Here is a 14,882-nt window from a genome sequence, read left to right as displayed (position 1 = left end):
AAAAGCATCCCTGTCAAACCTTTCGTACAGGGATGCTTTTTCGCGTTTTGGCTTACTTACCTCAGTAAATTCGCAGTTAAACCCAAAAATGAATGCAGTTGTCTAAATAAACAGCAATTCATTCACCTATTAATCAGTCCAAGAACAGCGAGCAAGGCGACGCCTCCCCAAAGAAGCATCTGCCAGAACGATTTTCGGTTGCCAGCAGGCCGCCATGAACTGTTGTCTCTCACTTGATGATAAATGTCTTTTTTTGAGTCTGTATAAGAGAAAGCCCCGATTAAAAATCCCGCTATAAGACCGAAAATATGTGCGGTAATATTGATATTTGGCTGGATAAACGTCATGATGATTCCAATAACAGAAATAGTTAAAATAATTTGGGCATTTTGGCGGGAAAGCATGTACCTTCTAAAAGTGAACATCGCAAGATAAAAGCCGAACAGACCGAAAATAGCCCCACTTGATCCAACATGTGTATATGTTAAAGGCATCAACAAAAAGGTGGCCACATTTGCAAGAATCCCGCTGAACGTGTATAAAAGAATAAACTTTATTTTGCCGAGCATTTGCTCGAGGGGCGGTCCGAATAATACAAGGGAAAAGCTGTTGAAAAGGACGTGGGCAAAGCCGGCATGCATGAAAATAGGTGTAAGCAGGCGCCACCATTGTCCTTCTGAAACAAATAGATTAACTCCGGCCAATTGTTCAAATAAAAGCATGCCGGGAAATAGAGGAAGAACTGTTAATAGATAGAGAATTGCGTGTAAAATGAGAATAAAGGTGATAACTGGGTAAAAACGGATAAACTCCCGAAAGCTTTCTGTTCTTGTAAACATAATTAACCCCCCGAATTTATATACATACATTCTATCCCGGATCGATAGCGGAAAACCTTATTTGTACTATTGTTTATGCAATAAAAATTGAAATAGAAGGATGATGAATGATGATTTCAGGCATTGGAGTGGATATTGTCGAGCTGGAGCGGATCTCTGAAATTGTCTCTTCCCAGCCGAAATTTATTAAACGAGTTTTAACAGATGCCGAAATTAAGCAATTTGAACGGCTTTCTCCTAACAGAAGAATCGAATATTTGGCAGGAAGATTTGCAGCGAAAGAGGCTTTTGCGAAAGCAGCAGGAACCGGAATCGGGAAAGATCTTTCTTTTTTGGACATCGAGGTTGCAACTGATGAGAAAGGAAAGCCGTTTTTCATTAAGCCTTTGCAAACAGGTGCGCATTTGTCGATCTCCCATAGCCGTCAATATGCGGTTGCCCAGGTGGTCTTAGAAAAAAGTTTCTAAAAAATAAAAGCTTGTCATCCGGCCCGGTATATTCATTAAGGTTGTCTCATATATTCATAGTGTGCAACAGGAGAGACAAGGCAAAAAGGCGGGAACATTGGCGTTAAGCCCTTTAAAAGGGTCACTCCAACAGACCGAAAAATGTTTCTGGCGTCAATGTCTGATCATCCTTTTACTCTCCGTAACCGTGTTGAAATGAGACAAAAGGGGTTGGAAAAATGAAGAAGAAATGGTTGCTGCTTCTCGCCGGGCTAATGGTTATTTTCGTTTTATCTGCATGCGGTTCAAAAACTCAGGAGGATGTTGTTCAAGAACTGAATGGCAAGTTTGAGGAAATGAAAGGCTACAAGGCTGACGCAAAAATGACCTTGCAAATGGGGGAGGAGCCGCAGGAGTATGATGTTGAAATTTGGCATAAACAACCTGATTTCTACCGGGTAAATCTAAAAAATGCCCAGAAGGATCAAAGCCAGATGATTCTCCGAAACGAAGAAGGAGTGTTTGTCCTGACTCCTGCTCTTAATAAGAGCTTCCGTTTCCAGAGTGAATGGCCGCAAAATAGCAGCCAGGCCTATTTATATGAATCCTTAATTACGGACATTATTGAAGACAATGAGGCAAAATTCAAAGCAACGAAAGAAGGTTATGTGTTTGAAACAAAAACACGCTACCAAAATAAAAAAATGCTTCCTTTGCAGGAAATCACCTTAAACAAAGACCTGGCCCCTGTCAGTGTCAAAGTAATGGATCCTGACCGGAAAGCGTTAGTAACAGTGGAGTTTTCCAATGTTAAGTTCGATGTGACTTTTGACAAAAACGACTTTGACATGAAGAAAAATATGACCGGAGCCCAATTGGAAGTGCCAGTGATGGCTGACCTAAATGAGATGGAATTTACAGTCAAATATCCAACAGCAGAGATTCCTGGTGCCAGTCTGGTAGATGAAAAGGAAATCGCAACTGCGGATGGAAAACGGGTCGTCTTAACTTATGGCGATGAAAAAACGTTCACGCTTGTGCAAGAAAAAGCAGAAGTGATGGAGTCAACTGCTTCGGCTATGACGATGAATGGCGAGCCGGTCGATTTAGGGTTTACGATTGGGGCTTTAGCTGACAATATGGTGACATGGACTCAACAGGGGGTCGACTATATGGTTGCTTCCAACGATTTAACGAAGGAAGAATTGGTAATGATCGCCCGTTCTGTACAAGGAAATGTAAGTAAATGAGTGAATTTCACAATATAATAGGCTAAACTGAAAAACGAATGTAGTTGTCTAATAAACGGTAGTATGCCGCAGGATACCGAATAATACTATCTTAATCGTAAATAACCGTTCGTTTTTCTATTAAAGGAATGCTTTATGAAATTCAAATAATAACATGCGAAAGCAGGCTCCGACTGGTAGCCTGCTTTCTACGTCTATTTGGAGCCGTGTTTTTAAGTTTCAGGGAAAGCGATCTAATCTGATTGGCTTTAAAGAGCCTTGCCGGAAGCGGAATGCAATCCAGGAACGACGCTGGATAGTAAATTCTTCATTTGACATCAGAGGTGCTTGAGCATAATAATCAAGGATGTAGCTTTTTATGATAAATATACAGCGTTGAACGGATTCAGGAGGAAGTGGAGCAGGTGGAATACCAAGGAAGTTTTTATCGGGATACCTGGGTTGAGATAGACTTAAATCATATCGAAGATAATCTGAAGTCAATAAAAAAACTACTGCCGAACGAGGTGGAAATGATTGCTGTAGTGAAGGCCAATGCCTATGGACACGGCGACATTCAAACCGCTGAAGCAGCCCTTCGTGCCGGTGCATCGATGCTGGCCGTAGCGTTTATGGACGAAGCAATCGCACTGAGGAGGAAAGGAATCACAGCCCCGATTCTTGTTCTCGGTGCAAGCCGCCCGGAAGATATAAATGTCGCAGCTGAGTTAAATCTTACGCTTACCGTTTTTCAAGAGGAGTGGATTGTTAAGGCTGCGGGAATCTTAAAACCGGAGCTGGAAATATCGGTGCATATTAAAGTGGATACCGGAATGAATAGAATTGGCGTCGGTACCAGGGATGAACTTAGGAAGCTCGAAGCATCGATCACGAATAATCGCCAAATTCGCATGGAAGGTATTTATACTCATTTTGCGACCGCGGATGAGCTGGACCTTTCGTATTCTGGGGAGCAGTTGGAGCGCTTCAATGATTTGCTCGGCGTTCTTGACAACCTTCCCCGCTATATCCATAGCAGCAACAGTGCAGCAGCTATCAGGTTTCCGGAAGCTCATTTTAATGCGGTGCGCGTTGGAATCGCCATGTATGGATTAACCCCCTCACTCGAAATCGCAGCTCAGTTGCCGATTGCATTAAAGGAAGCATTCTCATTACACTCGCGGCTTGTCCATGTAAAAAAAATCAACAAAGGTGAAAAGGTCAGCTACGGTGCAACATATGAAGCTGCAGAAGATGAATGGATCGGCACACTGCCGATCGGTTATGCAGATGGCTGGATCCGAAAGCTTCAGGGACAGGACGTCCTGGTCGAGGGCAGGAGGGTGCCAATTGTTGGGCGGATTTGTATGGATCAATGCATGGTCAAGCTACCAAGTTATGTTCCAGTCGGAACAAACTGTACCTTGATTGGTTCACAAAAAGCAGAAACAATTTCCATAAATGAGATTGCTTCCAAGCTGGAAACGATTAACTATGAAATTCCCTGTATGATTTCAAACCGTGTACCGAGGATATTTAAACAAAATGGAAAAATGTTAGCCATAAACAATCCTTTGTTGACATAGTATAGGAGTGGCGGGAGCAAATCCATGAGAAAGTGAAAAAAACCGATGACAGACCTTTTTAGTTGTTATTTTGCGCTGGAAGGAAGGATTCGGTTTGCCTTCATGCATAAAAGTTGATTTTTTTGGACGATAATACAGAAGAATTAATGAATAGTCTTTGCATGGGCCTTGAATAGTGATAATATTAGAAATGGTAGAGACTCAAAATGATGTGTAGTTGATGGTGGAGGTGTATGTTTGTGTCAGAATCCGGCGCAACAACAGAGATCATGGTAAAATTGCCGCAACATCTTTTAACCGAATTAGATGGATTTGTTAAACAAGAAAATGTAAACCGAAGTGAATTCATTTACCAAGCTACAAAAATGTATTTACGTGAGCGAAAAAAAAGGCAAATTTGTGAATCAATGAGACGGGGCTATATGGAAATGGCCAAAATTAATTTGACGATTGCATCTGAAGCATTCCAAGCAGAATATGAGGCAGAACACACAGTTGAACGTCTAGTAAGCGGAGGGTAATCCCTTGATTGTCAAACGTGGTGACGTATATTTCGCGGACCTATCACCAGTTGTTGGTTCAGAACAAGGTGGAGTCCGTCCAGTGTTAGTCATCCAAAACGACATCGGGAATCGGTTTAGTCCGACAGTAATTGTAGCCGCAATCACAGCACAAATTCAAAAAGCAAAGTTGCCTACTCATGTTGAAATTGATGCGAAACGATATGGTTTTGAACGCGACTCGGTCATCCTATTAGAACAGATTCGTACCATTGATAAACAGCGGTTAACCGATAAGATTACACATCTCGATGACGAAATGATGGAAAAAGTGGATGAAGCCTTGCAGATAAGTTTGGGTCTCATCGAATTTTAACTGCAAGCACGCTCTTTGGTGAAAGGGCGTTTTTTATTGAAAAAAGACATGCCGAACGCCGTTGCGACGGAAATTTACGTGTATAAAGTTATAATATGATGAGATTGTAAAAAGTTGACCCGCGCAGGTCTAAACGCTTGCTTGATTATGAAGAAATTTACAGGGGACAGCCGCCAATATTGTTTATATATCATCATGAAGATTTGTTTTTTCTGCATAGCAGGCTGTTTTGGGCAGCTTGCTTTTTTGTTTTTATGAAACCCGCCAGAACACCCGTGATATCAATCGTGGGATGAATGGCGGGTGTTTTATTTTGTTTTAAGGGTTCGTTGCAGTTCTGTATGCTGGAATCTCATGACTTTAGTCATGAGAGGTGCAAAAAAGGTTTGTTTGTTTGCAGGAAATCCCTGCATTCCTGTAGTATTTAATTTGACGAAGAGGATTTGTTATCATTAAATAGTTATAAGGAATCGCGAGAAGGATTATTTAATTTAGTTTACAAATTTAAATTTACTTTACAGCATACAGGAAAACGGTACGGTTAATTTTTGTGTGATAGAATGGGGAGGGTTCGGCTTAATGAATAAACAAATTGTTGATTACATTCAAACCAATAGAGAAGCAATGTTAACGGACTGGATCGAGGAGATTAGGGAACAGGCCGATGAGCGCATTATTCGCGTAGCGTCCGACCAGGTGTTTATTGGGACAAGCCGTGAATTTATTGATTTGATTGTATCGAACATAACAGATTCGAACGAAGAATTCATTGCAAAACTGTCTGACTTTGCTGAAAAGGTGGTCCGGTTAGGCTGGCCATTAACATTTGTAACAAAAGGTTTACAGACTTTCGGGAAAATTGTGTTTGAAGGAATGCAAGAAGCAGGCCTGATAACCCGGGATAATCAGATGGATATAGTTTATGATTTTGATAAATGGCTGACACCGATGACAAATGAAATCGTCAGTATGTATTCCACTACCTGGGAAAGAACCGTTTCCCTGCAAAAAATAGCGTTGCAAGAGTTATCCGCACCGTTAATTCCCGTATTTGAAAAGATCACGGTGATGCCGCTCGTTGGTACGATTGATACAGAACGGGCCAAGCAGATCATGGAAAACCTGTTGAGCGGGGTTGTTAAACACCGTTCGGAAGTTGTTTTGATTGATATCACAGGAGTTCCGGTTGTTGATACGATGGTAGCGCATCATATTATCCAGGCGGCAGATGCTGTCCGTCTTGTCGGGGCCAAATGCATGCTTGTCGGAATTCGTCCGGAAATTGCCCAAACCATTGTGAATTTAGGGATTGAACTGAATCAATTTACTACGAAAAATACCTTGAAAAAGGGAATTGAAGCGGCATTAGAAATTACAAATCGCAAAATTGTGAATGTGGAGGGAGCAGAGTGAGAATACCTATTTTAAAATTGCATGATTGCCTATTAGTCTCCATCCAATGGGAGTTGGATGACCAAACCGCTCTCCAATTCCAAGAGGATTTGCTTCACAAAATTCATGAAACAAGCGCAAACGGAGTCGTTATCGATCTTACTTCGATCGATTTTATCGATTCGTTTATTGCAAAGGTTTTGGGAGATGTCATTAGCATGTCCAAGCTAATGGGTGCAAAAGTTGTCATTACCGGAATACAGCCTGCCGTTGCTATTACGCTGATAGAGTTGGGGATTGGGTTGGATGATGTCCTCACAGCTTTAGATTTAGAAAAAGGGTTGGAGAAATTGCAACTGGAACTGGGGGATTGACTGTATGGGAATCCAATCCTGCGTTAAGATTATAAATGAGTGGGACATTGTTGCAGCCCGCCAGCTTGGGCGGAATGTTGCAAAAGAGCTTGGGTTCGGAACAGTTGACCAGGCAAGAATTACAACGGCGATAAGCGAACTCGCAAGGAACATTTATTTGTATGCCGGGCAAGGACAGATTTGCATCGAAAAAATATATGATGGCGGAAAAGCCGGGTTGCTGATTCATGCGATAGATAGCGGACCTGGTATAAGTGATTTGCGCCAAGTGATGGAAGATGGATTTTCAACATCAGGCGGACTGGGAGCCGGGCTGCCGGGTGTTAAGCGATTAATGGATGAATTTGATATCGATTCATCGCCGGGAAATGGTACAGATATAAAAGCAACAAAGTGGCTCCGTTAGGGGGAACATAATGGATTTTCGCGAATCGATGGAGTCAAAGTATCGAGAAATATTGGAAAGTTATTTAAAAGAACAGAATGAACAGGCATTATATGCAAGTCAAAAATTCAGTCGCAAAACGATTGAGCATAAGATTTCACCGGAAGAAATTATCAGCCTTCATAAAGGGCTTCTTACTGATCTATATCCCGATATTCCGAACCATGTAATGAACTCGTTTGATATTTTATTGGAAGTGATGATCGGATATGGCTTAGCTTACCGGGAACATCAAACATTAAGGCATATGCAGCAGGAACTCAGGTCGGAAATGGAAATTGCCGCTAACGTCCAGCAAACGCTGCTTGGTACAAAAGTTCCGAAAATCGACGGGCTTGATATTGGGGCGATCAGTGTGCCGGCCAGGCACATGAACGGGGATTACTATCATTTTGTCCAGGATGAAAATGATTATATAAGCGTCGCGATTGCAGACGTAATTGGAAAAGGAATTCCCGCCGCTCTTTGTATGTCGATGATCAAATATGCGATGGACAGTTTGCCTGAAAATCGGAATGAACCGAGTGTGATTCTTGAAAACCTCAACCGTGTCGTCGAACAAAATGTCGATCCAAGCATGTTTATCACGATGTTTTACGGTATGTTTAATCCGGCCGAAAATATTTTTTACTATGCATCAGCCGGTCACGAGCCTGGTTTTTATTATTGTTCAGCTCAGGATGAATTTTTTGAATTGGAAGCAAAGGGTTTGCTGCTTGGCGTAGACAAGCGTACAAAATACACCCAATATAAAAAGGCAATCAAGCCGGGAGATATGGTTGTCCTTATGTCTGATGGAGTAACAGAATGCAGGACAGAAGAGGGATTCATCGAGAGAGAAACATTAATCGGGTATATCAGGAAATACCATCACTTAAGTGCTCAGGAAATTGTTAATAATATATATAAGGAACTTGAAAAGCTTCAGCACTTTCAATTGCGTGACGACTTTACGTTAATCATTTTAAAAAGAGATGTTTAATTTTTTTCGAAAAGGGTAAACAGAAAGAGCAATTGAGATAAAGAGGTGGGTCAAAAAATGAATTTAACAATAGATGTAAATGAGACAGAAACTTTGGTTGAAGTAACAGTAAGCGGTGAAATTGATGCATATACTGCGCCAAAACTCCGAGAAGCCCTTTTACCAATGTCCGAAAAGAAAGGGATTGAAATGATCGTCGACCTTTCCGAAGTGTCCTATATGGACAGTACAGGTTTAGGTGTGTTTGTCGGCGCCTTTAAAAATATCCGTTCCCATGACGGGAAATTTCAATTAGTTGGCTTGTCTGAACGGCTAAAAAGGCTATTTGACATTACCGGTCTTGCCGATATTATCGATATAAACAGCGAGATAGAAGGTGGAGTGCAATGAATCAGCCGTTTGACTATATTGAGATGAAAATTCCGGCAAAACCGGAATTTGTCGGAGTTATTCGGTTAACCCTTTCTGGCATTGCGAGCAGGCTGGGGTTTTCTTATGATGAGATTGAGGACTTGAAAATTGCCACGAGTGAAGCATGTACGAATGCAGTTCAACACGCATACAGGCAAAACGAACATGGTGAGGTTGTAATCGGCTTCGGCTTGTACACGGACCGCCTGGAAGTGATGGTTTCGGATAGCGGAAGAAGCTTTGACTTCCAATCTGCCCGTCAAGGACTCGGACCGTACGAGCAAACCGATTCTGTAGAATTTATGCGAGAAGGAGGCTTAGGCCTTTATCTTATCGAAACATTGATGGATGAAGTTCGAATCCATCAAAAAGAGGGTGTGACGGTCTTCATGACCAAATACCTGGAAGGAGAGCAGGTGGAGATAGATGCAGAAACAATCTCAACCTAACCAACCCAAGCAAGAAACGAACGACTTAATTAAAGCATATCAGCTGCATCAGGACGAAGAAGCGCAAAAACAGCTCGTCCTTCAATATCAAAACCTTGTTGAAACAATCGCTAGAAAGTATTCCAAAGGCAGATCCTTTCATGAAGATATTTTTCAAGTCGGCATGATTGGCTTGCTGGGAGCGATCCGCCGCTATGATGAAACTTTCGGCAAAAGCTTTGAAGCTTTTGCCGTACCGACAATCATTGGTGAAATTAAACGGTTTTTAAGAGATAAAACGTGGAGTGTCCACGTTCCGCGCCGAATTAAGGAGCTTGGCCCGAAAATCAAGACAACGGTAGAGAATTTGACTACGGAGTTGCATCGCTCTCCTAAAGTAGAAGAAATCGCTGCTGCACTTGAGGTTTCCGAAGAAGAAGTGCTTGAAGCAATGGAAATGGGGAAAAGCTATCAGGCTTTGTCTGTCGATCATTCAATCGAAGCGGATTCTGACGGTGGAACGGTTACCCTGCTTGATATTGTCGGAAATGTAGATGAAGGCTACGAAAAGATTAATCAGCGAATGGTGCTGGAAAAAGTGTTGCATGTACTGACAGACCGTGAGAAGAAAATCATTCAATATACGTATTTGGAAAATATGAGCCAAAAGGATGCAGGTGACAAATTGGGAATTTCTCAGATGCACGTCTCACGTTTGCAAAGGAGAGCCATCAAGAAACTACAAGAAGCCATCCATGCAGAGGTGAATAACTCGGAGTGCCTTTCATGAACGATTCAGCAAAAGAAAAGGTCCAACTTTTAGCTCACCAAACAGCAAAAGAAGGCCGGCAGGAATGCGGAGATGCTTATTATTATAAGGAAACCGATGAATATTTTATCTGTGTTGTAGCAGATGGACTCGGAAGTGGTAAATATGCAAATGAAGCTTCGTCCGCTGTTGTAGCTGCGGTAGAACAATATCATGGGGATGATGTAGAAACACTCATGAATCATTGCAATAAAGCACTTTTACAAAAACGAGGCGCTGCTGTATCGATATTCAAGGTTTATTTTAAAACAAGGGAATTCGTGTACAGCTGCGTAGGAAACATCCGGTTTTTTCTCTATTCCCCCTCCGGTAAGCTCACATATCCCCTGCCGGTGACTGGCTATTTATCAGGAAGACCGCAATCCTTTCATACTCAACGGTTTCTTTATGAGCCAAGATCGAAATTCCTCATTCATTCTGACGGGCTGCATTTGCAGGGAGCAAAGTCTTTGCTCAAAGGATTTCTTCCACTCGAACTTATCGCTAATGAAATTAAATCTAAATATATGACCACAAGTGATGACACCACCTTTATAATCGGGAGCTTACTTCAATAATACAGTAAGCTCTTTTTGTCTGTATAATCGTGCAAACCAGGAAAACATTTTGTAAAATAGGATAAAAGACTTTATTTTTTAGCGGGAGGCTCGAAGCTTGGAGAAAACAGTTGAAAAAAAAGATACATATATAAATTTAATTGCAACAGAACAAAAGATTACGGGTAAACAAGTAAGCAGTGTTATTTCTTTATTGGAGGAAGGGAACACGGTTCCGTTTATCGCCCGTTACCGAAAAGAACAAACAGGAGCACTAGATGAGGTACAAATCCGGGATATTATGGATCGGTGGCAATACATTCAAAACTTAGAGCAAAGAAAAGAAGAGGTCGTTCGTTTAATTGATGAACAGGGAAAGCTGACGAATGAACTGAAAGTGCAAATCGAACAGGCAAACAAGCTTCAGGAAGTCGAAGATTTATATCGGCCTTATAAACAGAAGCGCCGGACGAAGGCGACTGTCGCGAAAGAAAAAGGGCTGGAACCTTTTGCGGAATGGATCATGGCATTGCCGAAGGAAGGATCAGTGGATGAAAAAGCAAATGATTTTTTATCCGAAGAAAAACAAGTGCTTACAATTGAAGAAGCGATTTCCGGTGCAAAAGATATCATTGCTGAAATCGTTTCTGATGATGCAGACAGTAGAAAATGGATTCGCAGAGAGACGAGTCAAAGCGGATTAATTGAAACGGCCGTAAAAGATGCAAATAAAGATGAGAAAAACATTTATGAAATGTATTATGAATACAGCGAACCTGTCAGCAAAATAGTCCCGCACCGCATATTGGCCTTAAACCGCGGCGAAAAAGAAGATATCATCCGCGTCGCGATCAAGCCTAACACCGATAAAATCATCGGGTTCCTGACGAGAAAATGGATGAAAAACCGCGAATCGATTACAGCACACCTCATGGAAGAAGCTATTGAAGATAGCTACAAGCGGCTTATCCAACCATCGATTGAACGTGAAATCCGCAATGAGTTGACAGAAAAGGCTGAGGAGCAGGCGATCCATATTTTTTCTGAAAACCTTCGCAACCTGCTGCTCCAGCCGCCATTAAAAGGCAAGGTTGTGCTTGGAGTCGATCCTGCATACCGGACAGGCTGTAAGCTAGCGGTTGTCGATGAGACCGGCAAGCTTTTGCAAAAAGGAGTTATTTATCCGCATCCGCCTGTTTCAAAAGTAAACGAGGCAAAGGAGAAGGTAATCAAACTTCTGCAACAATATAAAGTGGAAATGGTCGCGATCGGCAATGGAACAGCTTCCCGGGAAACAGAGCAATTTGTTGCAGATATCCTCAAAGAGATTCAAGGAGAGATTTTCTACTTGATTGTCAATGAGGCAGGGGCAAGTGTTTATTCAGCATCAGATATTGCGAGAGAGGAATTTCCTGAATTCCAGGTGGAAGAAAGAAGCGCAGTATCGATTGCCCGCAGACTTCAGGATCCTCTAGCTGAGCTCGTTAAGATTGATCCGAAGTCAGTTGGTGTCGGCCAATACCAGCACGACGTGTCCCAGAAAAAATTATCTGAGTCTCTGACCTTCGTTGTAGAAACAGCTGTAAATAAGGTCGGCGTCAACGTTAATACAGCGTCAGCCTCGCTTTTGCAGTATGTCGCCGGTTTATCGAAAACGGTCGCCATCAATGTAATCAAAAAACGTGATGAAGAAGGTAAATTTTTGAGCCGGGTACAGTTGAAAAAAATACCCCGGCTTGGCGCCAAGACATATGAGCAGGCAATCGGATTCCTTCGGGTTATTGATGGTAGCGAGCCCCTTGACCGGACTGCAATCCATCCGGAAACTTATCCTGAAGTTAAAAAATTGTTAAGTATGCTTGGGTTCAAATCAACAGACCTTGGCACAGAAGCGTTAAAGGCATCTCTAAATAATTTGGATATTAAAGCAACAGCCGCTGAATTGAAAATTGGTGAACTAACCTTAAAGGATATTGTCGAAGCTTTAATGAGGCCGGAGCGGGATCCTCGTGATGAATTGCCAAAACCATTGTTAAAGCAGGATATTCTCAAATTGGAAGACTTAAAGCCCGGCCTTGAACTGCAGGGAACGGTAAGAAATGTCGTTGACTTCGGCGCTTTTGTCGATATCGGGGTCAAACAGGATGGTTTGGTTCACATTTCGAAGCTGCGCCGCCAGTTTGTAAAGCACCCGTTGGATGTCGTTTCTGTTGGGGATGTCGTCACGGTTTGGGTGGATAGTGTCGACAAACAAAAAGGCAGGGTTGCGCTGACGATGCTGTCGCCCGCCGAGTAGACAGTCGCTTTAAAAAACACTGCTTTTTAAGAGCAGTGTTTTTTTTGGTAAAAAAACCAACATTGATTTAATAATTTAATTTGGTAACTATTTTTTTCATAAAATGCCTTCTTCATTTGATTCTGGAACCAGGCCGGCATAATGATACCTCCCTAATCATTTTCGTTTCAAAAGGTATATATAATGTATGCTATAATAGGTTGTCATGTTCACCCAAAGGAGAGACACACCATGAATGATGATGAACTTCAAAGATTAGTCGAGCAAATATCCATTGAATCCTTTCATAGGCTCTTCCGGCATAAGGCTACTTTCAATGCGCGACTCCGCTCAACAGGAGGACGTTATCTCCTCCACTCCCACAATATAGAAATCAACAAAAAGTATTTTGAACAGCTCGGTAAGGAAGAATTAATCGGTATTATTAAACACGAGTTATGCCATTATCATCTTCACTTGGAGGGCAAAGGTTACCGCCATCGTGATCAGGACTTCAGGACCCTGCTCAAACAAGTAGACGCTCCCCGTTTTTGTTCGACACTGCCGGAAAAACCTAAAAAGAAAACACTGAGTAAAATGCTTATATACCAATGCAAACAATGCGGGCATCTTTACAAACGGAAACGGACAGTGAATACATCTAAATACGTATGTGGCAAATGTAAAGGCAAACTGATGAAAGTTAAAGAAGTCGCACTAAATTCATGAAACCTTGGGACTATGACCAGATGAAAAAATCATCTTGACTTATATGCCTGAGGTTTTTATAATAGTAAGAGTCGATATTGATAGAAGTTCAGCCAAATTCACTTTAAACTGCTGTATGAGCCGCAAATTGGCTTAGCTTACTGAGATGGGGACATTCGAAGCAAAACTGAATTTAGGATGCATTATTAATATTCCGCAGTAGCTCAGTGGTAGAGCAACGAGCAAGGCTTCCATGAAAGAACTGCGAGTTGTACCCATCGAGCTGCAACTTGGCATAGCTTACTGAGATGGGGACATTCGAAGCAAAACTGAATTTAGGAAGCATTATTAATATTCCGCAGTAGCTCAGTGGTAGAGCATTCGGCTGTTAACCGAATGGTCGCAGGTTCGAGTCCTGCCTGCGGAGCCATTTATATGGGGAAGTACTCAAGAGGCTGAAGAGGCGCCCCTGCTAAGGGTGTAGGTCGCGTAAGCGGCGCGAGGGTTCAAATCCCTCCTTCTCCGCCAGAATATTTTAGCATGGCCCGTTGGTCAAGCGGTTAAGACACCGCCCTTTCACGGCGGTAACACGGGTTCGAATCCCGTACGGGTCATTTTAGTGTTATTTTTTATATTGAAGTGTTTATCTAACTGGAGAACGAATCCAGTATTATACTTAAAATATAACTCTTTATCTATGGGCTATAGCCAAGCGGTAAGGCAACGGACTTTGACTCCGTCATGCGTTGGTTCGAATCCAGCTAGCCCAGCCAAAGAGCCATTAGCTCAGTCGGTAGAGCATCTGACTTTTAATCAGAGGGTCGAAGGTTCGAGTCCTTCATGGCTCACCATTTTAGTAGTAAGAAAACGGAAGTCGGATTGAACAAATACATCTGATTTCGATATTTAATGCGCGGGTGTGGCGGAATTGGCAGACGCACCAGACTTAGGATCTGGCGCCGCAAGGCGTGGGGGTTCGACTCCCTTCACCCGCACCATTCTTTACCAGTTGAATGATGAAAACTATCGTGATATAATAGTTTTTGTCGCCTTAAAACGATGCGGTCGTGGCGGAACGGCAGACGCGCTAGGTTGAGGGCCTAGTGGGGGCAACCCCGTGGAGGTTCAAGTCCTCTCGGCCGCACCAAAAAAAGTATTGACTTAATAATAGTTAGGTGCTATGATAGTTTAGTTGCTATTTTAAGTAAGCGCCCGTAGCTCAATTGGATAGAGCGTCTGACTACGGATCAGAAGGTTATGGGTTCGACTCCTGTCGGGCGCGCCATTAAAATTGAGATACGGGAAGTAGCTCAGCTTGGTAGAGCACTTGGTTTGGGACCAAGGGGTCGCAGGTTCGAATCCTGTCTTCCCGACCATATGTAAATATTGCGGGTGTAGTTTAGTGGTAAAACCTCAGCCTTCCAAGCTGATGATGTGGGTTCGATTCCCATCACCCGCTCCAAAGTATTGCTCTTTGAAAACTGAACAAGCAAGCAAAAACGTCAACGTTAAGTTTATTTTTATTT

17 protein-coding genes and 10 tRNA genes are annotated in these 14,882 nt (G+C 42.4%); 25 read left to right on the top strand and 2 right to left on the bottom strand.

Features of this window, described 5'->3' with window-relative positions; genetic code table 11:
• Positions 1-122: 122 nt before the first annotated feature.
• Positions 123-839: a rhomboid family intramembrane serine protease gene (locus tag CU635_RS01450; RefSeq protein WP_101575390.1), complete on the bottom strand. Its 717-nt coding sequence runs from the start codon at positions 837-839 to the stop codon at positions 123-125.
• Positions 840-949: 110 nt separating this feature from the next.
• On the opposite strand from CU635_RS01450, the gene acpS reads away from it, so the two are divergent.
• From acpS to CU635_RS01380, 14 genes are all read left to right on the top strand, one after another.
• The gene (gene acpS / locus CU635_RS01445) at positions 950-1,306 is read left to right on the top strand and encodes a holo-ACP synthase (protein WP_101575501.1); all 357 of its coding nucleotides are present in this window, start codon (positions 950-952) and stop codon (positions 1,304-1,306) included.
• A gap of 218 nt (positions 1,307-1,524) precedes the next feature.
• The gene (locus tag CU635_RS01440; protein ID WP_101575389.1) at positions 1,525-2,535 is read left to right on the top strand and encodes a LolA family protein; all 1,011 of its coding nucleotides are present in this window, start codon (positions 1,525-1,527) and stop codon (positions 2,533-2,535) included.
• A 404-nt stretch (positions 2,536-2,939) separates the two neighbouring features.
• Positions 2,940-4,100, top strand: coding sequence for an alanine racemase (gene alr, locus CU635_RS01435; RefSeq protein ID WP_101575388.1), 1,161 nt, complete (start codon positions 2,940-2,942; stop codon positions 4,098-4,100).
• A 239-nt stretch (positions 4,101-4,339) separates the two neighbouring features.
• Positions 4,340-4,621, top strand: a complete 282-nt coding sequence (locus CU635_RS01430; protein WP_101575500.1) for a CopG family ribbon-helix-helix protein — start codon at positions 4,340-4,342, stop codon at positions 4,619-4,621.
• A gap of 4 nt (positions 4,622-4,625) precedes the next feature.
• The gene (gene ndoA, locus CU635_RS01425) at positions 4,626-4,976 is read left to right on the top strand and encodes a type II toxin-antitoxin system endoribonuclease NdoA (RefSeq protein WP_009795787.1); all 351 of its coding nucleotides are present in this window, start codon (positions 4,626-4,628) and stop codon (positions 4,974-4,976) included.
• 579 nt (positions 4,977-5,555) lie between these two features.
• Positions 5,556-6,389, top strand: a complete 834-nt coding sequence (locus tag CU635_RS01420) for an RsbT co-antagonist protein RsbRA (protein WP_101575387.1) — start codon at positions 5,556-5,558, stop codon at positions 6,387-6,389.
• Complete coding sequence (locus CU635_RS01415) at positions 6,386-6,742, top strand: STAS domain-containing protein (protein WP_101575386.1); 357 nt, start codon at positions 6,386-6,388, stop codon at positions 6,740-6,742. Before CU635_RS01420 ends, CU635_RS01415 begins: the two co-directional genes overlap by 4 nt.
• Positions 6,743-6,746: 4 nt before the next feature.
• Positions 6,747-7,148, top strand: a complete 402-nt coding sequence (locus CU635_RS01410; RefSeq protein ID WP_101575385.1) for an anti-sigma regulatory factor — start codon at positions 6,747-6,749, stop codon at positions 7,146-7,148.
• 10 nt (positions 7,149-7,158) lie between these two features.
• A complete protein-coding gene (locus CU635_RS01405) occupies positions 7,159-8,169 on the top strand; it encodes a PP2C family protein-serine/threonine phosphatase (protein ID WP_101575384.1) in 1,011 nt (336 codons plus the stop codon).
• Positions 8,170-8,226: 57 nt separating this feature from the next.
• The gene (locus CU635_RS01400; RefSeq protein WP_101575383.1) at positions 8,227-8,559 is read left to right on the top strand and encodes an anti-sigma factor antagonist; all 333 of its coding nucleotides are present in this window, start codon (positions 8,227-8,229) and stop codon (positions 8,557-8,559) included.
• On the top strand, positions 8,556-9,029 hold the full coding sequence (rsbW, locus tag CU635_RS01395) for an anti-sigma B factor RsbW (protein WP_101575382.1): 474 nt from the start codon (positions 8,556-8,558) through the stop codon (positions 9,027-9,029). Before CU635_RS01400 ends, rsbW begins: the two co-directional genes overlap by 4 nt.
• A complete protein-coding gene (gene sigB, locus CU635_RS01390; protein WP_101575381.1) occupies positions 9,007-9,798 on the top strand; it encodes an RNA polymerase sigma factor SigB in 792 nt (263 codons plus the stop codon). The genes rsbW and sigB overlap by 23 nt, the downstream gene beginning before the upstream one ends.
• A complete protein-coding gene (locus CU635_RS01385; protein WP_101575380.1) occupies positions 9,795-10,394 on the top strand; it encodes a PP2C family serine/threonine-protein phosphatase in 600 nt (199 codons plus the stop codon). The genes sigB and CU635_RS01385 overlap by 4 nt, the downstream gene beginning before the upstream one ends.
• A gap of 97 nt (positions 10,395-10,491) precedes the next feature.
• The gene (locus CU635_RS01380; protein WP_101575379.1) at positions 10,492-12,669 is read left to right on the top strand and encodes a Tex family protein; all 2,178 of its coding nucleotides are present in this window, start codon (positions 10,492-10,494) and stop codon (positions 12,667-12,669) included.
• A gap of 26 nt (positions 12,670-12,695) precedes the next feature.
• On the opposite strand, the gene cmpA is transcribed toward CU635_RS01380, so the two are convergent.
• A complete protein-coding gene (cmpA, locus tag CU635_RS01375) occupies positions 12,696-12,809 on the bottom strand; it encodes a cortex morphogenetic protein CmpA (RefSeq protein ID WP_101575378.1) in 114 nt (37 codons plus the stop codon).
• Between the two features lie 91 nt (positions 12,810-12,900).
• On the opposite strand from cmpA, the gene CU635_RS01370 reads away from it, so the two are divergent.
• From CU635_RS01370 to CU635_RS01320, 11 genes are all read left to right on the top strand, one after another.
• Positions 12,901-13,377: a SprT family protein gene (locus tag CU635_RS01370; protein WP_101575377.1), complete on the top strand. Its 477-nt coding sequence runs from the start codon at positions 12,901-12,903 to the stop codon at positions 13,375-13,377.
• Positions 13,378-13,711: 334 nt separating this feature from the next.
• Positions 13,712-13,786: transfer RNA gene (locus tag CU635_RS01365), tRNA-Asn, on the top strand.
• A 7-nt stretch (positions 13,787-13,793) separates the two neighbouring features.
• Positions 13,794-13,884 (top strand) — tRNA-Ser (locus CU635_RS01360).
• Between the two features lie 14 nt (positions 13,885-13,898).
• Positions 13,899-13,970: transfer RNA gene (locus tag CU635_RS01355), tRNA-Glu, on the top strand.
• Positions 13,971-14,054: 84 nt separating this feature from the next.
• Positions 14,055-14,129: transfer RNA gene (locus CU635_RS01350), tRNA-Gln, on the top strand.
• Positions 14,130-14,131: 2 nt separating this feature from the next.
• A tRNA-Lys gene (locus CU635_RS01345) sits at positions 14,132-14,207 on the top strand.
• Between the two features lie 62 nt (positions 14,208-14,269).
• A tRNA-Leu gene (locus CU635_RS01340) sits at positions 14,270-14,354 on the top strand.
• A gap of 63 nt (positions 14,355-14,417) precedes the next feature.
• A tRNA-Leu gene (locus tag CU635_RS01335) sits at positions 14,418-14,503 on the top strand.
• 61 nt (positions 14,504-14,564) lie between these two features.
• Positions 14,565-14,641, top strand: a tRNA-Arg gene (locus CU635_RS01330).
• A 14-nt stretch (positions 14,642-14,655) separates the two neighbouring features.
• Positions 14,656-14,732: transfer RNA gene (locus tag CU635_RS01325), tRNA-Pro, on the top strand.
• 12 nt (positions 14,733-14,744) lie between these two features.
• Positions 14,745-14,818, top strand: a tRNA-Gly gene (locus CU635_RS01320).
• Positions 14,819-14,882: the final 64 nt, after the last annotated feature.

Origin of the sequence: Bacillus canaveralius (assembly GCF_002860125.1) — a bacterium.
Classification (GTDB): Bacteria; Bacillota; Bacilli; order Bacillales; family Cytobacillaceae; genus Bacillus_BJ; species Bacillus_BJ canaveralius.
Note: the sequence above shows the minus strand (reverse complement) of the source record. Positions and strands in the feature narration are given on the sequence as shown.